The 23,295-nt window shown below is 40.2% G+C and carries 10 protein-coding genes; all 10 read right to left on the bottom strand.

Annotated elements, in window-relative coordinates:
• Positions 1–59: 59 nt before the first annotated feature.
• Positions 60–182 (bottom strand): hypothetical protein, encoded by a 123-nt coding sequence (locus V7K35_RS06435; RefSeq protein ID WP_335077356.1) that lies wholly within the window; start codon positions 180–182, stop codon positions 60–62.
• A gap of 68 nt (positions 183–250) precedes the next feature.
• Positions 251–1,228 carry an MvdD family ATP-grasp ribosomal peptide maturase gene (locus tag V7K35_RS06430; protein ID WP_335077354.1) on the bottom strand — a complete coding sequence of 326 codons (978 nt, stop codon included), beginning with the start codon at positions 1,226–1,228 and terminating at the stop codon, positions 251–253.
• A gap of 78 nt (positions 1,229–1,306) precedes the next feature.
• A complete protein-coding gene (locus tag V7K35_RS06425; RefSeq protein WP_335077352.1) occupies positions 1,307–2,299 on the bottom strand; it encodes an MvdC family ATP-grasp ribosomal peptide maturase in 993 nt (330 codons plus the stop codon).
• A 287-nt stretch (positions 2,300–2,586) separates the two neighbouring features.
• Entirely contained in the window at positions 2,587–2,721 is a 135-nt protein-coding gene (locus V7K35_RS06420) for a microviridin/marinostatin family tricyclic proteinase inhibitor (RefSeq protein ID WP_335077350.1), read from the bottom strand.
• Positions 2,722–3,423: 702 nt separating this feature from the next.
• Positions 3,424–5,415, bottom strand: coding sequence for an ABC transporter ATP-binding protein/permease (locus V7K35_RS06415; protein WP_335077348.1), 1,992 nt, complete (start codon positions 5,413–5,415; stop codon positions 3,424–3,426).
• 53 nt (positions 5,416–5,468) lie between these two features.
• Positions 5,469–6,290, bottom strand: coding sequence for a pyrroline-5-carboxylate reductase (gene proC / locus V7K35_RS06410; RefSeq protein ID WP_335077346.1), 822 nt, complete (start codon positions 6,288–6,290; stop codon positions 5,469–5,471).
• Positions 6,291–6,332: 42 nt separating this feature from the next.
• Positions 6,333–7,439 carry a zinc-binding dehydrogenase gene (locus V7K35_RS06405; protein WP_335077344.1) on the bottom strand — a complete coding sequence of 369 codons (1,107 nt, stop codon included), beginning with the start codon at positions 7,437–7,439 and terminating at the stop codon, positions 6,333–6,335.
• A gap of 55 nt (positions 7,440–7,494) precedes the next feature.
• On the bottom strand, positions 7,495–8,292 hold the full coding sequence (locus tag V7K35_RS06400; protein ID WP_335077342.1) for a hypothetical protein: 798 nt from the start codon (positions 8,290–8,292) through the stop codon (positions 7,495–7,497).
• A gap of 263 nt (positions 8,293–8,555) precedes the next feature.
• On the bottom strand, positions 8,556–18,977 hold the full coding sequence (locus tag V7K35_RS06395) for an amino acid adenylation domain-containing protein (RefSeq protein WP_335077340.1): 10,422 nt from the start codon (positions 18,975–18,977) through the stop codon (positions 8,556–8,558).
• 51 nt (positions 18,978–19,028) lie between these two features.
• On the bottom strand, positions 19,029–23,294 hold the full coding sequence (locus V7K35_RS06390) for a beta-ketoacyl synthase N-terminal-like domain-containing protein (protein ID WP_335077338.1): 4,266 nt from the start codon (positions 23,292–23,294) through the stop codon (positions 19,029–19,031).
• Position 23,295 lies beyond the last annotated feature (1 nt).

The raw sequence follows: 23,295 nt of genomic DNA, 5'->3' as shown, positions 1-23,295 counted from the left end.
AATATTAATAAATTTAATAGTCAAAACTCACTATAGCAGTCCTAAATCATTTGTGAAAATTATATGTCTCTTTCTTCTTTCTTCCCTTTGCGTCCTTGGCACGCCAGTTGCTTCAAGTCGGCACAGCCGCCCAACGCACTGGCTCGTCCTTGGCGGTTCGTTTCATTATCTATATTTTTCACAATTCAGATAGGATTGCTATAACACTTTTAAAAATAAAAGACAAAGAAAATATACGAGGCTCAATCCCCTAATTTTTATTAGTTAGCAATACTTCTGCGATCGCCTGCGAAATGGGGTAGTGTGGTGAATATATCTCCATCCAAAAAAATTCCCCGACTGGGTTAACTTCGAGGAATACATGCCGATCATCGGGGGTGACAATAATATCAATTGCTCCATAGTTTAAGCCAAAATAAGCCATCAGTTTGAGCAGTTTTTTTTCAATATCTTCTGGCAAATCGTAGGGTTGCCAATTTTTAACTAAGGCTCTCCCCTCTTTGCGCCAGTCGTAAGTAGATCCTTCTAAGCTTTGGGAATCTACTGCGGCAGTAAATACGCGGTGTCCGACAATAGTTGCCCGTAACTCCAGCGCCTTGGACACATTTTCTTGAAATGTCATCGGACAAAAACGTAGTCCTTCCATATTCTCCAGATCATCATTTGTAACTGGAGTGGTAAACACAACGTTTTCTCGTCCCTGCTGATCATAAATAGCAAAAGAAGAAAGCATCTTGGTAACTATACCTTGCTTACACTCTTGAGCAAATTGCTTGACTACTTCTGGATTGTTTGAAGTCAGAGTACGTGGAGTTACAAGACCAACTTCTCGTGCAACTTGCAATTGTAGTTGTTTATTATTAGCCCGATCCACATTGGACATTTTATCAAAGTGGAATCCCTGAAGGCTGGCAATCATTCCCCTGACTGTGGCGCGACATTCGTTAATTGACGCATCTCTGTATTGCTTATCCATTAAGTCGGGAATTTTTTCTCCGTAGCGCATCCGCCGATACCAAACTGAGGAAACCTCACTCAAATCTAGCTTCTGTTCACTATCAGTAATAATTACTCGTTCAGTAACGCCAGAGTAAATATCTAGCTTGACTTCAGTGGGATATCTGTCTGTGTCAAACCGAAATGCTTTTTCTCCTCTAGCCTCAATTTCGTTGATGACTAGAGGAATGCTTTCGTTATCTTTACTAAACGTGATTATTAATACAGTCATAAAAAGTATGAAGTGTGAAGTATGTAGACACCTTTTGGGTGGCTTGCCGCAGGCTAATATAAAATATTAAATTTTTGATTATTCATTCTTTCTTTGAAGTAGGGCATCTGCGATCGCACTTGCAATGGGTAAGTTTAAATCCTTTTCCAGCATTCCCCACTCCCCCACAGGGTTGATTTCCAAAAACACGTATTCGCCTGATGGTGTGAGGATGAAATCTAACGCTCCAAACAACAGCCCAAATTTCCCCATAAAGGCTTTGAGACGACGAATTACTTCATCAGGAAGCTGGTGATGTTGCCATGCGCCAACTTCAACACCAGGTTTACGCCAATCAACTTTGGCTGCTGCATACACGTCTGCATTTAGCGCCCCCACAAATACATTACCATTCACATATACTACCCGTAATTCCAGTTGCTTTCGAATTTGCTCTTGAAAAACCATTGGGCAATAGCGGAGTGATTCGGCATCTTGTAAGTCTTCTTCCTTGACGATGCTGGTGTACAGAAAAAACGAGGAGTTAGCTTCCATACTGCGGGAAAGAGCAGTTAAAAGCTTACTCACCATTTTGCCCTTGACTTGCCCGAAAAATTCTCGTGCTGCTTGGGCTTTGTTGGTGACAAGAGTCTGGGGAATAACAAAACCTACTTCAGACGCAATCCGTAGTTGGCGCAGCTTGTTACTTGCATAATCTATCCGCTCTAAATTATCTACCCACGTGGTTCCATTGAGGCTGTCCCAAAAACCATCTAAAGTTGCTTGTGATTCTCTTAGGCAAGCTTCTCGGAACTTTGGCGCTAATTCTTGACTCAGTTGTGGTTCCCAAATACGGCGCATCCAGACAGCTTGCACCTGCTCTGTGCTGATAGAGCGGTTGTTACATTCTATAGTGTGGTAGCTTTTAGACTTATCAAAATGTGCTGTTAATTGTACTTCTAGAGGAAACTTATCAGTATCTAGACGAAATGGTTGCACCCCTTTTTTTGATAAGGCTTCTGCCACTCTATCTATAGTGAAGAAATCACCACTGTGGGTAATTAATAAAACAACATCACGAGACAGGTGCATAAAATATTTTTTTGATAATTTGAGGAGGTAGCTATTAAGTAATAGCAAAAAAATGCTTTCTATAACCCAAAAATCTTTGAAGAATTTAGGGAATTAGAAAAAGCAATTACCTCCATTTTTTAAAAAAGTAATATGAAAGCGATCGCCTACAGCGGGCGCTCTGCACTATCGCGTCTCTAGGAGTAATTTTCAGTTATTTTTTAACTGCTACTCTATTAAATTATTATGAAGTCAATTACAAGGTATTTTCCTGATAAGAAAGGTATTTTCAGATGCAGTAGACTAAATTATTTATCTTCCAAATCTGAAGGATACTTGTAAGTCCAAGGAACCTCTGTTCCTTCAGTAGCTTGCTCTTCCAAGAAACGCACAAAGAATGGTACTGCTACGACATCAACTATTTTGACTGTGTTTGTAGACATAGACTTGTCCTTAAAAAATATTTTTCAATTATATATATATCATTAATTAAATATATTTTCAAGGTCAGTTAAGACAGTTAATAAATAATTCTTATCAGATACTTAGGAAAGTTAAGAAAGTTAAGAAAGTTAAGAAAAAAGTATTTAATAATTATCAATACTAAGTAATCAATATCAAGCTATAGCAATTTTATTTAATTATTGAACAAGTAGGGTGGGTTCGCGGAGATCATTATAGGACTTACGCAAAAATTGCCAAAAAGCTTAATTTATCAAACCGCCAAGACGCCAAGAGCGTCGAGAATTCGTAAAGTGTGCGTAAGTCCTACATTATTAGTAATTAATAATATTTTTAAACCCGTCCCTACTCTTGCATTTTTTTTTACTGTTAACTTCTTTCATACATAATTAATAATAAACCAGATTCCTATACACATAAGTCATAAGTCATTAGACCTCTTGCATAAATTGAATAGACCCCCCTTATAAAGGGGGAAAACTTGAAATCTTGCTCCCTCCCCAACGCATACGGGCAGGGTTGGGGAGGGGTGATTCAAGGATTTTTGCAAGAGGTCTATTCATTCGTGAACAACAAGATCCCCGACTTTAAAAGTCGGAGATCTGAGCAAGGACAATTTTTATAAATTAAAACAGAAACCTATTCTTTCACAGACGATAATTCATGAACAGATTGTCTAACCGCTAAACTCTCAGCCATTTCAACACACTTGAGTTCTTGTCATAGCTGTACGTCAAGCCGTCTCTAGTAATGATAGAATCTCCTCTGCTTGCCTTACTTCTGATAGTGCTAATGGAATAGTTAGTTAATTCACTTATTTCCTTATGAGAAAACCCTTCACTTCTAACTGTTTCTGTCAGTATTTTCGATTGACTTTGCAACTCATTATTAGGTGTGGTTTGAATATTTATTGCTTTTTGATTTCGATAATCCTGCACAGTTAAAAGTTGCCAACTAGAATCTTGTGAAAGTTCCAGAACCCATTGATGATAATTAAATAAACTTTCTCGATGCCCAACACTAATAAACGTCGTTTTCGTCTCTTGCAACTGTTGATATAAATTTCCCTCATTCTTCAAATCTAAGGCACTTGTGGCTTCATCTAATATAGTGAACCTTGGATTAGTCACCAACAGGCGTGCGAAAGCCAGGCGTTGTTGTTCTCCCAAGGACAATATATTCTCCCAAGGAACTTCAGTATCAAAACCTTCAACTCGACTTAGCAAGTTTTGCAGATTAACTTGTTGCAAAACTTCTTTGAGTTCTGCGTCGGTCAATTGACGATTAGTTTTAGGATAAAGCAACTGTTCGCGCAAAGTTCCTAGAATTATATAAGGACGTTGGGGTAAAAATAAGACTTCTTTTAGGGGAGGACGCACCAAACGACCTGTTCCTGCATTCCACAAACCAGCGATCGCTCTCAACATAGAACTTTTCCCTCGACCACTTGGCCCAACAATCAATAAACCTTCTCCTGGGCCAACAGATAGTGACAAGTTTTCGACGATTACCTGTTCATAGTTTGGCGTTTGTAAAGTGACGTTCTCAAAAGCAAAATAATTCTCTTCTATTGTTTTAATAGTACCGACGTTTTCAGGTTCTTTTGCCACTGCTTCTAAAGCATCTGAAAAATCAGATAACCGCTCAACATAACTAGAAAATCGCCCAGAAACGCCAAATTCAGCTATTAATTCTTCCAAAGCGCCAGCAAAGAAATAGCAAGCTGTAGTAGCTTGTCCAATTTCTCCGAAATCAATATCACCTCTAATAAATAAAGGTGCAAGTACTAAGAGTGTGAGAAATTCGATAGTAGCCCGATATCCCCTGTTAAAAATTGCCTGATTTCTTTCCCAATTAATCTTTTCTTTAATATTTTTTATGAGGATACTAAATCTACGTTGAATTATATTCAGTTCTTGTTTTTCTCCTTGAAAAAAAGCTATTGACTCAGCGTGATTGCGGACATGAGTTAGACAATAACTATAATCAGCTTTAGATTCAAGTTCTGCTTGATTAATCTTAATTAATTCTTTATTTAAGTAGACAGCAATCAAATTGCCTATGATTGTATAAAGAAGCAGAGCAACAGCTATCTGTTGGGAAATTGACCAGACAACTATTAAAAAAGTTATCATTTCTAGTGCTTTTTCTAGTAAAGTAGCTGAAAAACTGATAGCACTACTGGTTATCGGTTCAATTTCTTGAGATAAACGTTGATCTGGGTTATCAATATCAGCTTGGAAATTGATTTTATAATAAGCACGATTGTTCAAATATTTATTTAAAATATGATTATCGAGCCATTGATACCAATCAAGAGAAATTTGTTTTTTAATAAATTTAGTAAATCCTACTAAAAGCGTTATCAAGACCAGTCCAACAGCATAAAATGATATAGTATAAGTAAATTTAGAATAATCTTTTTCTTGAATTATGACATCGATTAAATAGCGATGAATGAAACTATTATAAGTAGTTGCAGCTACAAGGGCGAATATTAGCAATATTAAGAGAATAAGCATTCCCCAGGCGCGAAGAACGTCTGAAAAGGCTCTATCCCCTGGCTTTGTTGGATACCAGTAAGGCCCAGCGATCGCTCTTATATCTTTCCAGAATTGAATAAAATCTGAAAATACATTTGTTGAGGGTTGAACTTGAACAACTTGGGTTGGCATATTTTAGAATTAAATTTAATACTTTTTGGTGTTAAATAATCAGCACTAATTTTTCAACTTATATTACCTAATTCTTGAGTGCGGCTCAAAGCAGCAAGCACTGCATTTGAGATGACAGTTCGCATACCACCTTTTTCTAACTCGTAAAGACCAGCAGCAGTCACTCCCCCAGGACTTGTCACCTTGTTTCGTAAGACTGCTGGATGTTCGTCAGTCTGAAACATAAGTTCTACACTACCAGCGATCGTATGCAATGTTAGTTCTTGGGCTTGTGTCCGAGTTAAACCGATCTGAACCCCAGCATCAATCATCGCTTCAATGTACAGAAACACAAATCCAGTCCCCGCGCTACTCAATGCCGTTGCCATATCAAGGTAATGTTCATTTTGGCTAGCAAATTCTTTGCCTAATGGTTGTAAAATTGCTTGAGTATGTGATCGCTGTATTTCTGTCACACTTGATGATGCGCTCCACACCGTAGTCCCATAACCAACTTGTACTGCAATATTGGGCATTGTACGGACAACAGCAGGATGATTCAACCCTTTGCACAAAGATGAAACACTTGCTCCACTCACAATACTAATTACTAAAGTATCAGGTGAAATTTTATCCTTTAGCATAGCCATCACCTCTACCAAAACCTGCGGTTTCACTGCCAATATCACAATTGATGCGCCTTGTACCGCTTCTATATTGCAGGTTGTAATACGTACTCCATATTCTTTTTCTAAATAATGGCATCGCGCAGAAACCGGATTGCTGACAATAATTAGCTCAGATTTTTCAACAGTTTTTGTTGATAACAATCTACTAATTATCATTTCGCCCATTGTACCACCGCCGATCAAGGCAATTTTTAAATCTGTGAGCATATTTTCTCCCTATTATCCAAGTCATTTGATATGTGGTTGGCATCAAGATAGATTAGGTTGAATCACAGCTTTTAATACAGAACCTTGCTCTACATCTGCCAGGGCTTGATTAATTTCTTGTAGTGTGTATGAACGACTAATTATATTTTTCCAAGCAATATTTTTACTGGAATCACTATGACGTTTTAGTAATTCGATCATTCTGTAAAAATGGCTGAAATCAATTCCCCAAGTTCCGCGAATATCAATATGTTTTAGATTAATCTCTAAGTGGGGATTGATGAGAATTTCACCCGTGTTTGTATAATGGCCGACAATAACATAGCGACCTCCATTTCTGGTCATATTTAAGCCCTCTTTGACAGCAATGGGAATGCCTGTAGCTTCAATAGTGACATCAGCACCGTGTCCGTTTGTCAATTCCAAAACCCGCTCAATATGTTGTCGTGGATCGTCAGCCTGAATTATAAGGGTTTCATCTACACCGAAAGATTTGGCAACTAATAATCGGCTCTCAAATTTATCGATGACAATTACTTTACCTGCACCTGATAGTAAAGCTAGAATTGCCACACTCAAACCTACAGGCCCAGAACCCTGCACCACGACAACATCGCCAATTTGAATCTGCGCTCGATCGATAGCGTGTAGTGCAGTTGGTAAAGCACATCCCCCAGCAATGAATTGCTTTGGTGAAACTTGTTCGGGTAAAGTGAGAACTTTCACCCCTGGTTTGAGATAAATTAGTTGAGACCAACCACCGAGTAACCCATCTTTGGCTGAGTAGGTGACACCATAAACTTTGCGTTGGGGACAGCGAGTGGATGCTTTGGCTACTAGACAATACCAGCAGTTGTAACAGGTTTCGTGGACATCGAGAAAGGTGGCGATCGCTCCAGGCTCAATTAAGTTACCATTGACATCGTTAACCCTTCCACCTGTTTCCACAACACGACCAACTGAGAAGTGTCCAGGGATGATGGGATACGGTACTCCCTCTAAACGTCCATGTAGTAAATGTACATCAGTTCCACAAACTTCACTATATAAGGTTTCAAGAATGATTCCACCCTTTTCCAGAATCGGGTCTGGTAATTGTTGCACTACAACTGGTTGATTAGGTGCAGTCATCACAGCTGCTAAAGGCATGAATTACTTCCTCACTATATTTACCAAATTGCTTCCTACTTCCTACTTATCAGCTTCAAGACCACAAAATAATTTCACCATTAGGAAGTAATCCGATCGCAGAAGTAAAAGTCACACGTTGTCCATCCATCGGTTCAACAATGTGATAGTTGCGTGTATTGAAAATGAACACATCTCCTACATAAGGTTGGAAGCTGATTATGTCTGCATCTACAATTACTGTATCACCATAGCCGTAGGAATCGAGTTTATATTGGTCATCTCCTGATTGCCACTGGCGATCGTAAATACGTGTTTTGCCATAATTATTAGCAGAAAATTTTAAGTACAAATTCCAGGAAAGTTGAAAAATAACTGTACCAACTTCCCATTCAGATTGTTCTAACGGAGCATAATCAATATGAAGTTGAGTCCCCTGCTCTATTTTTCTAATCAACCCTGTGTAGTAACTACCATAGAATGGTTCAGAAGCAATTCGCACAGTCGCACCTGTACACTCTCGGATTTTCACCATTAAGCGTTCTAATGGATTAAAAGAGGCTGCCATAATGTAGTCTCTTAATTTAGCTGTGCGTTCTACTGCTTGAAAATAAGCTGCTTTACTAATGCGATTATATTCAAACACTGTGATCCCAATTCGCTCAATCTTGGGATTCACATCTTGATAGCAGTCAAAATTGAAAAATTCAGCTTGATCAACTAACATTTCACACTCTTGGGGTGTAGCAAATTCTTTTAGCCGAATTAAAGGAATTCGGTTTTCCAAGAGCATTCTTAAAGACTCTGTAGTTAAAGGATATTCTTGCTTGTTGTCCCAAACCTTGGATTTAATCTGGTTAGAAGTAGTAGTCATAATACAGTTCCTTACATTTTAATTCATACCTATCGATAGGTGTGTTACTCCCAATTCCGAGTGTTTACAGACAACGTAAAGACGCAAATTTAGCGTCTCTACATAGTTTTTATTAGATGTCGATAGCAGTCCTAAATCATTTGTGAAAATTATATGTCTCTTTCTTCTTTCTTTCTTCTTTCTTCCCTTTGCGTCCTTGGCGTTCTTGGCGGTTCGTTTCATTGTCTACATTTTTCACAACTCAGATAGGATTACTATATTAATTAGTCTCTTGCTTGTTCAATAAACTTTTCGAGTTCTTGAGCTAGGGTCTGGACATGAGGTGGTAACACCATGTTTAGATGATTACCAGGAACTACAACAGTTTCTATATGTTCCACTAGTTCATTCCAGTGATATTCAAGATCGGCATCAGTCTCACTGGCTTTAAATAGAATAATTGAGCCTGAGTAATATTCACCTTTGTAATTTTGTACCGCTTCAGCATTGATCTGGAAAATTTTCAGAAGATGGGGAGCTTGCTCAAAGTCAAAACCTTCTATAACTACATTTTTCTGTTTAGCTTGTTGCTCGACATAAATTATCTGCTCCTCTTTTTCTAATTGTCGCAGTTCCTCTAAACAAAGGTCTAAACGATCTTTGAATAACTCTACTAATAGAAAAGCATAGTCTACTGGTTCTTTATAACTTAGATAAGGAGGATTAGTATCTATTAGAGCTAACAGAGCTATCTGTTCACCTTGATGAGAAAGTTGTTGAGCCATCTCAAAAGCTACTAAGCCCCCAAAAGACCAGCCAGAGAGAAAATAAGGGCCATGAGGTTGAACAGTTTGTAACTCTTGGATATAGTGAGTTGCCATTTTCTCAATGCTAGTATGAGGTTTATTTTCGGGATTTACACCAACACATTCTAGTCCATAAAATGGTATGTCTGAACTCAAATAATAAGCAAGATGGTGATAGCAAACAACATTTCCTCCACCAGGGTGAACACAGAAAACAGGTAGCTGATTGCCATTTTTTTTGATAGGAACTAGGGCAGACCAAGGTAAATAATCTGTTGAAGAACCCAGAAAATGTGCTAGTTCTTCGATAGTGGGATATTGGAACAAAATACCTAAAGGTAAATTTATCTGGAAATGTTTTTGAATCTGAGACATGAGACGGACAGCTAGAAGGGAATGACCTCCAAGTTCAAAGAAGTTATCTTGTATGCTGAGAGCATGAATGTTTAGAATGTCTTCCCAAATTTGTAACAACTGAAATTCACACAGATTTCTAGGTTCGTTAAAGCCCTTTTGCACTTCTTTCTGAACAAGTTTTGGAAGCTGTCTAACTTGCGGAATTTGCTCTGCTGAAATCCTTTCTATCAGTGTTTCAAGGTGCTGCTCTGGAAGGTCAACAATACTGTTCAATAAAGTCTGAAAATGTTCCAAAATAAGGTTTATAGTCGGATTGTCATAACGGTATCGGTTGTAGATGACGCGAAACTCTAGCCCTGAACTTGGGCTAACTAGAATAGTGAGGGCATATTTTGTTTGTGCGCCTATAAAACGAGTCTGAGATTGATTCTTTTCATCGTTCACCGACTGTTTTACTGATGAACCAACTGGATGGTTTTGGAAAACCAGAAGACTTTCGTAAAGAGGTAACGAGCCGGGTACTTCACTCCATTCGTGAATTTGTCCTTCAGAGCAGTATTCATAATCGCGTTGCGTGAAGCTTTGATTTTGGATATCTCTAAGCCAAGACCAAAATGATGCTTGGGGAGAAACCAAAAGCCGCATTGGTAGGGTATTAATGAAAAGACCTAACATAGATTCGGCCCCTACCAATTCCGAGGGACGACCAGAGACAGTCGCGCCGAATACCACATCTTCAAGACCGCTATAGCGACTCAAGAGCAAAGCCCAAACGCCTTGAATTAGAATATTTAAGGTCAAGTGATGTTGCCGCACCAAAGACTGTAAGGCTGCTGTCGCCACAGCTGGTAAGCAGGCTTTTTGTTCACCATAGCGCTCCTCCTGGGCAGAAAAATTAACAGCTTCAGCTTCTATTCCCACTGGGGTTGGACTTTTAAAACCTTGAAGTTTGTCCCGCCAGAATGCCTCTGCCTGCGATAAATCCTGCTGTTTTAGCCAGGTAATATAATTTCTGTAGGGATGACTGGGTTCCAGCAATAAATCTTGACCTTTGCTGAATGCCTCGTAGAATGCGAAAACCTCCTTGAAGATGAGAGGCACGCACCAGCCATCTGTAAGTATGTGATGAGAAGTCCAGACGAATTGATAGGCATTTGAATCTACTTGGAAAAGCGCCAAACGCATTAGCGGTGGTTTAGTCATCTCCAAACCACGCAGTCGGTCTGCACTGAGATAGATTTCTAATTTTTCTTGCTGCTGGGACAGAGAAAGTCCGCGCCAATCTTCTTGTTCTAGTGAAACTTCTACTCCCTTCAGCACAACTTGAAGTGGCTCATTTTGAGCTTCCCAAATAAAGGCTGTTCTGAGGACTGAGTGCCGCTCGATAAGACGCTGCCAAGCTTTTTCAAAAGCTAACGAGTCTAGGTCTTCTTGCAAGTTTAAAATGCACTGCTCAAGATGTATCCCTGACTCAGAAGCAGATAGAGTCTCGAAAAGCATTCCCTGTTGTGAAGGAGAAAGTGGATAAATTGATTCAATGTTTTTAGTTTGGAATCGAGTTAATAATTCATCCAGTTCTAATTGATTTAACTGTGCATCTGGAAAATCGCTCGGTGTATATCCTCTATTCTCTTTTAACTGGCAATGTTCTATTATTGACCTGATTGATTGAATATAGCTCTGTGCTAATTTCTCCACTGTGGAACGAGTGTGAATATGACTATCGTAAGTCCACTCAATTCCTAGTTTACCTTCTACGATTAGAGCATTAATATCAAATAAATGGTCACGACTTTGCTTTAAACTCTGGTTAATGCCAGCAGATTCAGGCGCAAATTTCCAACCGGTTTCTGATTGTACTTGATCAAATTGTCCCAGATAGTTAAAACTAATTTCTGAAGCGGGAATTGTCTCTATTTGTTCATTAACAGTCGAATTTTTACACAAGTAACGCAATATCCCGTAGCCAATTCCCCGATTAGGAATTGCTCGTAATTGTTCTTTGATTGATTTGATTATTTCTCCTGGTTGGTTTAATGAAGGTAGTTGCAATAATACGGGGAACAAACTAGTAAACCAACCTACAGTTCTTGATAAATCTATATCTGGAAATAGTTCTTCTCTGCCATGTCCCTCTAAATCAATTAGTACGGTTGAATTTCCCGTCCACTCTGCTATTGAAAGTACTAATGCACTTAGCAGTATATCGTTAATTTGTGTGTTGTAAGCTTCGTTTACTGACAACAGTAAAGTTTGGGTTTCTTCTTGAGTTAATTTCACTGACACACAAGCAGCACTACCTACTGTATTTTCTGGTTGAATGTCAGCATCATTTAATGGTAATGGTGTTATCTTCGACCAAGGATGTTTCAGCCAATAGTCTAACTCCAGTTTTATAATTTCTGACTGTGCATAATTGTTTAATTTCTCCGCCCAATCAATAAATGCTGTTGTTTTCGCACTTAGCTTTGGAGGTTTCTGAGTAACTAATTGTTGATAAACTCTTTGTAGGTCTGATAATAAAATTCGCCAACTTACACCATCTACTGCTAAGTGATGAATAATAATTAGTAACCTGGCATCATTTTCATCACCCAAGTTAAACATCACCACTTGTATTATTGGACCTGTTGACAAGTTTAAACTTGCTTGATATTCTGCGGCAATTTTTTCTAGAGCTAGTGGTTGTTCATTTTTAGGTGTTGATGATAAATCTACTACGGCGAATGGTACGTTATCATCTAACCCTTGGTTTATTTGTTTGTGTTCAGATGCAACTGATGTGAATTTTAAACGCAAAGCATCGTGATGCTCTAGCAATTTTTTCAAGGCTATTACAATTAATTCAGTTTGCAGATGATTTGGAATCTGCAATAAGACTGATTGGTTATAATGGTGTTGCTCTTGTCTATTTTGTGCAAAGAACCTTTGTTGAATTGGTGTTAGGGATGCAACTCCAGTCACTATACCTTGTTTAGACTCAACATTCACTGTTGTATTGGCAACCCTGGCAAGTTCAGCAATGGTTTGGTTTTGGAATATTTGTTTGGGAGTGATTCGTAATCCTGAGTTTTTGGCACGAGAAACTATTTGAATACTCAGGATGGAGTCGCCACCAATTTCAAAGAAGTTATCGTGGATGCTGACTTTTTCTTTAAGCAGCAGTTGTTGCCAGATGTTGGTTAATATTTGTTCTATGGCTGTACGTGGTGCTACATACTCATGTTCACGGCTAATTTCCCCATCAGGTGTTGGTAGTGATTTGCGGTCTATTTTGCCGTTGGGTGTTAACGGTAGTTTATCTAAAGTAACAAAGCTACTGGGAATCATGTATTCTGGTAGCTGTTGCTTGAGGAATTGACGCAGTTGGTTGGTACTAAGTGATTCATCACTCTTGACTACATAAGCAACTAAGCGTTTACTTCGACTCCGCTCAGTACAAGTGTTACCTAAAATATCCTCTGTGACAATGACTACGGCCTGTTGGATTTTGGGATGGGTGTTGAGGGCTGCTTCGATTTCTCCAAGTTCGATGCGGAAGCCGCGAATCTTCACTTGGTTATCGATACGACCAAGGTATTCAATTGTGCCATCCGGTAAATAACGTGCTAAATCATTAGTTTTATAAAGGCGAGAATCTGGTTCATGGCTAAAAGGGTTAGGGATGAATTTTTCTTTTGTCAACTCAGGACGGTTGAGGTAGCCTCTTGCTAATCCAGCACCGGCAATGTACAGTTCTCCTGGCACACCAATCGGAACTGGTTGCAGATATTCATCTAAAATATAAACCTGCGTGTTAGCGATCGCACGACCAATAGGAACAATTTGTCGTTTAATTTCTTTTTTGCAAGTCCAGAAGGTTGCATCAATACAAGCTTCCGTCGGCCCATAGAGATTGTGCAAGTTCACATTGAGATTACTTAACACCTGATCTTGCAAAGCAACTGGTAAGGCTTCACCTCCGCAGAAGATTTGTTTGAGGGACTGACAAGTTTCGAGTCCTCCTTGTTCTATGAGTATTTGTAACAATGATGGGACAAATTGAACAGTAGTAACCTGCTCTTGGGCAATTAACTCTAACAGGTAAGTAGTGTCAGCATGACCTCCTGGTTGAGCTAATAGCAACTGTCCACCTACTAATAAAGGAGCGTAAAATTCCCAAACTGAGGCATCAAAGCTAAAGGGAGTTTTCTGTAGCACTTTGTCTGCTTCAGTCAGGGGGAATGTTGCTTGCATCCAGAACATGTGGTTGCAAAGGTTGCGGTGAGAAAGCATCACTCCTTTAGGCTTTCCGGTAGAACCAGAGGTATAAATCACATAAGCCAAGTTAGTTGCTTGCACACCAGCGCTCGCATTCTCCTGACTTGACTGAGAAATAAATTGCCAGTCAGTATCTAAACATACAACCTCCGCTTGATGCTGAGGCAACTTTTCAAAGAGTTGCTGTTGTGTCAGCAGCACTGGAACTTGAGCATCTTCAAGCATAAAGCTCAAGCGTTCTTGAGGATAGTCTGGATCGAGTGGCAGGTATGCTCCCCCAGCCTTGAGAATACCCAGTAGTCCTACCACCATTAAAAGCGATCGCTCTACACACAACCCCACTAGCACCTCTGGTTTTACACCCAAGGATTGCAAGTAATGTGCCAACTGGTTAGCGCGACAATTCAATTGCTGGTAAGTTAATTGTTGATCTTCATACACCACCGCCACAGCATCCGGGGTGCGCCCAACCTGTTCTTCAAACAACTGATGGATACACAAATTTTGTGGATAATCAACCTGAGTATCGTTCCACTCTACTAACAGTTGATGTTGCTCAACTTCTGTCAGCAGGGGCAATTGGGAAATTTGCTGTTGCGGATTAGTAACAATGCTTTCTAGCAATGTCACAAAATGCCCTGCCATTCGCTCGATAGTGCTGACATCAAATAAGTCAGTGTTGTACTCCCACGCACCCACGAGTCCCGTAGCAGTGTTCTGCATTGATAAAGTCAAATCAAATTTTGCCGTTGTCCCTTCACCGATCAATGGAGTAACAGTTAACCCAGTCAACTCTACTTGAGACATGGGCGTATTTTGAAGAACAAACATTACCTGGAACAGAGGTGTATGGCTAAGATCCCGTTCTGGCTGTAATGCTTCCACCAGCATTTCAAAAGGCAAGTCCTGATGAGCGTAGGCTCCTAAAGCTACTTCTCGAACACGAGTGAGTAATTCACTAAAGCTCGGATTATCTGCCAAGTTAGTACGTATAACTAAATTGTTGACAAAAAAACCAATTAACCCTTCAACTTCCAAGCGATCGCGGTTAGCAATTGGCGAACCCACCAAAATGTCTGTTTGTCCTGTGTAGCGGTAAAGCAGAGTATCATAAGCTGCTAACAGTGTCATGAACAACGTCACTCCTTGCTGTTGGCTCAGTTTTGTCAACCTATCAGTTAACTCAACTGACAGTGCAAACTTTTCATCCGCTCCAACAAAAGTCTGCACAGCAGGTCTTGGTCGATCTGTGGGCAGTGACAATAAAGCTGGTGCATCTTTTAGTTGTTGTTGCCAGTAATTCAGTTGGCTTTGTAATACATTCCCTTGCAACCAGTCTCTTTGCCAGATAGTAAAATCTGCATACTGAATCGGCAGTAGTGTTAAAGGTGACAGCTGACCTTGAGAATAAGCATTGTACAGTGCTGCTAGTTCTTGGATAAACACACCCATTGACCAACCATCAGAGACAATGTGGTGCATACACACTAACAAAATGTGTTCTGTCTGGGACAGCACTACTAATGTCGCCCGAAATAATACTTCATTGTCCAAGTCAAACGGTTGAATAGCTTGTTGTTGCGCTAATTGTTGTGTAACTATTTCTTGTTCGCTTAGTGGCAGATATTCGCACTCAACAACTGAAACTGTCCAATTCGTTTGTGTTTGAATGATTTGAGAAGGTTTTCCATTAACGGCGACGAAATTAGTACGTAAGGCTTCGTGGCGATGAATAATTTCTTGTAAGCTTTGCTGTAGTGCTGCAACATTAAGAGTTCCAACTAGACGCAAAGCCACAGGAATGTTGTAAGAGGGGCTGTTCGGCTCAAACTGGTCTAAAAACCACAAACGCTGTTGAGCATAAGACAGTGGTAAGTCTGTATTCTTGGTTCTTGGTAAAATGGATGGTGCAGACAGTTGTAAGTTTTGTTGCTGTAGCTGTTCAATTGATTGTGCTAATTCGGCTACTGTTGCTCTTGCAAACAACTCACGCAATGGTAATTCCACTTTAAAAATATTGCGGATACGTGAAACCAATTGCGTTGCTATTAGCGAGTGTCCTCCAAGTTCAAAGAAGTTATCATGTATACCTACAAGCTCTAGTTTCAGCACTTGCACCCAAATTTGTGTCAACAGTTCTTCGATTGGAGTCCGTGGGGCTACATATTTGTCTGTGCGATCATTATATAAATCTGGTACAGGCAAAGCGCGGCGATCTAGTTTGCCGCTAGGAGTTAGTGGCAAAGACTCCAAGATGACAACAGCATTTGGAACCATATACTCTGGCAGCTTTGCTTTCAGGAATTGCCGAAGCTTGCTGGTTGTGTGTGTAGAGTTCTGATGTGCTACCACATAAGCGACTAAGCGCTTATCACCAGGGATATCTTCGCGGGCGATGACACAAGATGCTTGCACATCACTATGTTGGCTTAGAACTGCTTCAACCTCACCCAATTCAATGCGGAAACCACGTATTTTTACTTGATTGTCAATACGCCCCAAGTATTCAATATTGCCATCTGGTAAATAACGTGCTAAATCCCCCGTCTTATATAGTCTTGAATTGTTAAACGGATTAGAGATAAATTTTTCTTGTGTCAATTCGGGACGGTTGAAGTAGCCTTTTGTTAATCCAACACCAGCAATATGCAATTCTCCAGGCACACCGATAGGTACAGGCTGTAAATATTTATCTAAGACATATATCTGTGTATTGGCAATTGGTTGCCCAATCGGAGGCAGTAGCGGCCATGTCTCTACTGAATTAGTCAGGGTAAAATTGGTGGCTACATGGCTTTCCGATGGCCCATAATGGTTGTGCAAAGTACAATCAGTCAATTTGTACAACCATTGAGAAATGGCGGGAGTAATTTGCAACTGTTCACCAGCAGTGATGATTTCCCGTAGATGAGTAGTACCTAATTCACTATCAACAGCTACTTCAGCTAGTTGCTGCAAAGCAACAAAGGGAACAAACAGTCTTTCAACAGCTTTTTCTTGAATAAAACCTAATAAAGCCACTGCATCACGACGCAATTCCTCTGTAATTAACAGCAATGTGCCTCCAGAACACCAGGTAGAGAATATTTCTTGGAAGGAGACATCAAAGCTGATGGGAGCAAATTGCAGCGTTTTTGCTCTACGAGAAATTTTCAGGTTTTCCCGATGCCATAAAATCAGATTGCTAAGGGCAAGCTGATTCATGGCTATACCTTTAGGTTTACCTGTAGAACCAGAGGTATAAATTATATAAGCTAAGTTATTGGCTTGTACGCCAGAGATAAGATTGTCCTGACTGCACTGCGAAATCAGTTGAGTGTCAGTATCTAAGAAGACAAGTTTTGCTTGATGCTGGGGTAGTCTGTCAACGAGTGACTGCTGAATCAACAACACTGAAACTTGAGCATCTTCTAACATGAAACTCAGGCGTTCAGTCGGATACTCTGGGTCAAGTGGCAGGTATGCCCCACCTGCTTTGAGAATCCCTAATAGTCCCACAACCATTTCTAAGGAACGTTCAACACACAACCCAACCAATACATCGGCTTTCACTCCTAAAGACTTCAGGTAGTGCGCCAACTGGTTCGCGTAGCAGTTTAATTGGTGGTAAGTTAGTTGTTGATTTCCAAACTCTACCGCCACTGCATCGGGTGTACGTCCAACCTGCTCCTCAAACAACTGATGGATAGATTGATCGCGCGGATAATCCACCTGAGTATTATTCCATACTAACAGTTGCTGTTGCTCAACTTGTGTCAGTAGGGGTAATTGGGAAATTTGCTGCTGTGGGTTGGTAACAATACTTTCGAGCAACGTCACAAAATGACCCGCCATCCGTTTTATGGTGCAAGGGTCAAACAAATCTGTGTTGTATTGCCATATAGCTATCAGCCCAGAGGGAGTATTTTTAATGAATAAAGTTAAATCAAACTTGGCAGTTGTCTTTTCTGTCGCTAATGGACTGAGAGTTAGCCCAGTCAGTTCTACCTCAGATATGGGCGCATTTTCGAGGACAAACATCACCTGAAACAGTGGTGTATGGCTGAGGTCTCGTTGTGGCTGTAAGGTTTTTACCAACTCCTCAAAGGGGAGGTCTGGATGAGTGTAAGCTTGCAGTGTCAGTTGCCGGACTCGACTTAGCAACTGTTGAAAACTAGGGTTGCCTGACAAATCGGTACGTAGCACTAGAGTATTGACAAAAAAGCCAATTAACCCTTCAAGTTCCAAGCGATCGCGATTAGCAAGGGGCGTACCTACTACAATGTCATCGGAGCCTGTGTAGCGATGAAGCAAGGTAACATAAGCACAGAACAGCGTCATGAATAAAGTAGCTCCCTCTTGCCTACTGAAATTGGCAAGGGCTTGACTCAGTTCATTTGAAAATTCTCTATATTGGATTGCGCCCCGGAAAGTTTGAATAGCTGGTCTTGGTCTGTCTGTGGGTAATTCTAGTAAGGTAGGAGCGTTTTTGAGTAGTTGCTTCCAGTAATCAAGCTGCGTTTGGAGTACTTCTGCTTGCAACCATTCCCGTTGCCAAATAGCAAAATCGGCATACTGAATTGGTAGCTCAGGTAGCTTTGGCGACAAGTTATTGCAGAGAGCTGAGTAAATGGTTGCTAACTCGTGAATCAATACGCCCATTGACCAACCATCAAAGATGATGTGGTGTATTGTTAATACTAAAGCGTGTTCTACCTCTGTGAGTTTAATTACAGAGGCTCGGATTAAAGGAGAGTTAACAAGGTCAAAGGGTCGATTAGCTTCAGTTGTGGCTAATTGTTGGCAAGCGATCGCTCTTTCACTTGCAGGTAGTTCTGTGAGGTCTACTATTGGTACACTTAAAGTTAAGCTGTCAGCAATTACCTGGACTGGCTGCTCGTTGATAGTGCGTAAATTAGTACGTAAAGCTTCGTGGCGAGAGATAATTTTGTTGAGGCTTTGCTCTAGTGCCACGACGTTCAACTTACCGTAAAGTTTTAGAGCTGCTTGTTCGTTGTAGAAGGGGTTATCTGGTTCCAACTGGTTTAATAACCAGAGTCGTTCTTGGGCAAAAGACAGAGGTAAGTTCTGAGGACGTTTAGTTTTGATGAGGGGTAAATCTGTATCGGTGTCCGCATTTTTATCGTGCAGCAACAAGATAAGTTCTGCTTTATTTTTAGCTAATAAGTCACGAGTTTCTAGCGTCAATACTCCCTTGGGAGCATTAGCACGCAACTGCTCACCTTCAACCCACAACTTTACACCCTGTTTATTAAGATCGACTACTAATTGCTCGATATTCATATAATTATTACCCTCACCCCAGCGAATTCGTAATTTAAAATTATTTGTTACTCAAATTGATATTTCTTCTCTCTCAACTGCACCTAAGTTATTATTTGACTCTAGTTTGTTTTCTAACTGGAATGCTATTTCAGCTATTGTGGGAGACTCAAACAAACTTGCTACAGTTAATTTAATAGCAAAATTATTTCGTAATCTGGATAGAACCTGAACAGCTATTAGGGAATCTCCTCCTAATTGAAAAAAGTTATCATGGATTCCTACCTGCTTAATTCCTAATAATTCTTGCCAAATATCGGCAATTTTTTGCTCAATATCATCACGGGGAGCTATATAATAATTGGGTAAATCAGGTCTGGAGTGGAGTGCAGATAATTTTTCTGATTGAAAAATATTCGGCTTTGTTTGTAATGCAATTTCTGATTTTTGGTCAGTCTCTTTTTGCCGATATTTTGTGCTAAATGCGGCTGATGCAGAAGCTTGACCCATAATAATCTGATGCTCAAACGCTTCAGTTTCAGGAAACGCAGCAACTTGAACAAAATCCTGAATGCATAATGCTTCAAACCATTGATCTTTGGTGATAAAAGGCTGACCGGGGTTACGTCTTTTCTCATCTAAAGGTTTCAATAGCAGACCCCAACTGATATCAAAGTCTATTTTCGGCTGAGTTATTTCCCACACCAAGAGGAAGCCGCCAGGAGCTAATAAAGAGTGTATATGCTGGAGTGTTTGATCTATGTTCTGAGTGGCGTGCAACACATTAGAGGCTATGATTACATCAAAACTATACTTTTCAAAGCCTTGTTCAGTTGGCGATTTGTCTATATCTAATAATCGATATTCAACAAATGGATAATCGTTAAACTTCTGTTTGGCTTGAGTTAAGAAACCGCCACCAATATCAGTAAAAGTATAGTTGGTTTGTTTAGGTGGCAACACAGGTAATAATGCTTGCGTAGACACACCAGTACCAGCGCCAATTTCTAGAACTCTTAGCTGAACAGATGATGGCAATGACTTGACCACCTGTTCCAAGCTTGAGCGCAAGATAGAGTTGTAGTAACTAATTAAAGGAGATTCTGAATATGAACCATTGTTTTCTTTTTGGTAAACTAGTTCATTGAAAATCTCTAATGGTTCTTGTTCGCCAATAACAACAGCAGCTAAATTTTCACCACAGCGTTGCACTAAATCTAAATCTACTAAAGATGAAGCAGCGAACCTCGCTCTGACTTGTTCTAAATGTTCATGAATATAATCTTGTGAACACGGCACTAACCCAGAAAATAACCCTTCATGCTGCTGTATTTGTCCTTGTTCTACTAATATTTGCAACCATCTAGATAACAATTGCTGATAGCGGGGAGAAATATAGCATTGCTCCAACAAATTCTCTAAAGAATACTTGTTTTCAGGATTGCTAAAAACCCCTAATTGCTTAAATGCAGAGTTAATGTAGGCTGTACATAAACGATCCAACCACTGTCTATTTTCTAGATATGTTAACTCGTTAAGTTCTACATTTCTAGTATTTGCTTGGTTTTGACCTGCTTGTGTAAGCGATGTCCACAATTGTGATGTTGGGGGTAAGGTTTGCAACTGTTCCCAAGCTGCTTTTTGTGGGGGGTCAATCCAATAACGTTGGCGTTCAAAGGGATAAGTTGGTAGGGGAAGACGATAATATTCATTCTGACTATAGAATCCAAACCAATCTACCTTCACCCCAGCTAGCCAAAGTTGACCGAATGTGGTGAATAAAACACGAGTATCGGATTGCTTTTCTTGAGGATGACGTACCGAAGTCAAGACAGCTTGTGCGGCTGCTTTGTCTGGATGTCTTTTGACTAATGTAGTTAGTGTGTGTCCTGGCCCCACCTCTAGTAATACTTGCTCAGGTGTTGCTAATAATTTCTCGACACCTTGGGCAAACAGCACTGTGGAACGCAGATGTTGAGCGTAGTAGTCAGGATTTGTGGCTTGGGTGACTGTAATCCAAGTACCAGTCAGGTTGGAGATATAAGGAAGTTTTGGGGGATTTAAGGTAACTTTTTTAACTCGTTCTACAAATGCTTCTAAGATTGGTTCCATCATTTGCGAATGGAAGGCATGGGAAGTATGCAAACGCCGGCATTCAATCCCTTGAGCAGCAAGCCGATTTTGTAGTGCATCTATGGCTGCTATGGAACCGGAAACTATACACTGCGAGGGTTGATTAATCGCGGCAACAGAAAGTTCTTGCCCTAATAGGGATTTTAGCTTGTCTGCGGGCAAGGGAATTGAAAGCATTGCGCCAGTAGGAAGTTGCTGCATCATCTGTCCGCGTGCTGCTACCAGAGATAAGGCATCTTCTAAAGAAAAAACTTCTGCTAGAGTTGCTGTTACATACTCGCCAATACTATGACCGATCGCAGCTTGTGGCTCCACTCCATAAGACTGCCATAATTTAGCTAGGGCGTACTCAATTACAAAAATAGCAGGTTGAGCGATCGCTGTTTGTTGAAGTTGCTGCGATGCTTCATCAATTTTTGATTCACTGGGATAAATAATATGACGTAAATCTAGCCCTAGCAATGGTTTAAGAATTTCTGAGCAATAATCAACTTGTTCTTTAAATACTGTTTCAGTTTCGTAAATTTCCCGCGCCATGTTGACATATTGAGAACTTTGACCGGGAAACATAAAGACAACAGGCCGTTCTGTAATCTCTGTATAGTTAGTAAAAACTTGTTGGGCTGCTAAACTACTGAGAGATTCCACACCATCTTCTAAGTCTTGACAAATTAACATCCGTCGGTAATTAAAACCCCGGCGACCACTATTGAGGGTATAAGCCACATCACCCAAATTAAGTTCTGGATGCTCTTTTAAATGCGTGATTAAATTATTTGTTGCCTTCTCAAGAGCATTTGCAGTTTTAGCCGAAAGTACCAACAGTTGATAATTTCTCCCCTGCCCCCCTGCTCCCCTGCTCCCCTGCTCAAAAACAGGAGCTTCTTCTAAAATTACATGAGCATTAGTACCCCCCATACCAAAAGAACTAACTCCAGCACGGCGAGGGGTGTTATTTGTTTTCCATTCAGTCAGGGTTGTATTGACATAAAAAGGACTGTTGGCAAAATCAATTTTGGGATTAGGTGTCTGGTAGTGCAAACTCGGAGGCAGCATTTTATTTTGCAGCGCTAAGACAGTTTTAATCAAACCTGCTATACCTGCTGCTGTATCCAAATGTCCAAAGTTGGTTTTTACCGAACCAATCGCGCAGAAACCTTTTTTATCGGTAGTTTGGTTAAAAGCTTGAGTTAAAGCTGCAATTTCAATCGGGTCGCCTAAAGGTGTAGCTGTACCATGAGCTTCGATGTAGGAAATTGTTTCGGCATTTACACTAGCTAAAGCTTGAGCCTCGCCAATCACGGCAGCTTGACCGCTAACACTAGGAGCAGTGTAGCCGACTTTCATTGCACCATCATTATTAATTGCCGAGCCTTTAATGATTGCATGGATGTGGTCGCGATCGCTTATTGCATCCTTTAATCTTTTCAATACCACAATCCCAGCACCGCTACCGCCAATTGTTCCTTGTGCCTTAGCATCAAAAGTACGGCAGTGTCCATCAGGAGAAAGAATCATTCCCTCTTGATGTAAATAACCTATTTTTTGGGGAATGGCCAGAGTTACTCCACCAGCTAAAGCTATGTCACATTCACCATTTAAGAGACTTTGACAAGCTACATGAACAGCAACCAAAGAAGTCGAACACGCTGTTTGCACATTTACTGCGGGGCCAGTCAAGTTTAGTTTATATGCAACTCTTGTCGGTAAAAAATCTTTATCGTTGGAGATTCCTAATTGGATAGGGTCAATTGTTGCTAATAATTGATGATTAGGATAGAGATTATTCAGCAAATATCTACTCATCCCTACACCACCATAAACCCCGATTAAACCATTGTAAGTTTGCGGGTCATAACCAGCTTTTTCTACAGCTTCCCAAGCCAATTCTAAAAATAGGCGTTGTTGTGGATCTATTAACTCAGCTTCTTTGGCACTATAAGCAAAGAAATTCGCATCAAACAATTCAATGTCTGATAAAGCAGCGCTAGCTTTTACATAATTAGAATTACTCAACGATTCTAGAGAAATGCCAGAATTTATCAATTCTTCATCTGTCAGCCAGGATATTGATTCTACACCATCACGTAAATTCTGCCAAAATGATGCAATATCTTTTGCACCTGGAAATCTCCCAGTAACAGCAATTATTGCTACTTCAGAATTGTTAAATTCATTATTGTTATGCACTGAATTTATGGTCATT

The sequence above is a fragment of the Nostoc sp. genome (genome assembly GCF_036917275.1).
Classification (GTDB): domain Bacteria; phylum Cyanobacteriota; class Cyanobacteriia; order Cyanobacteriales; family Nostocaceae; genus Nostoc.
The sequence above is the reverse complement of the archived record's forward strand: the minus strand, read 5'-3'. Positions and strand labels throughout refer to the sequence as shown.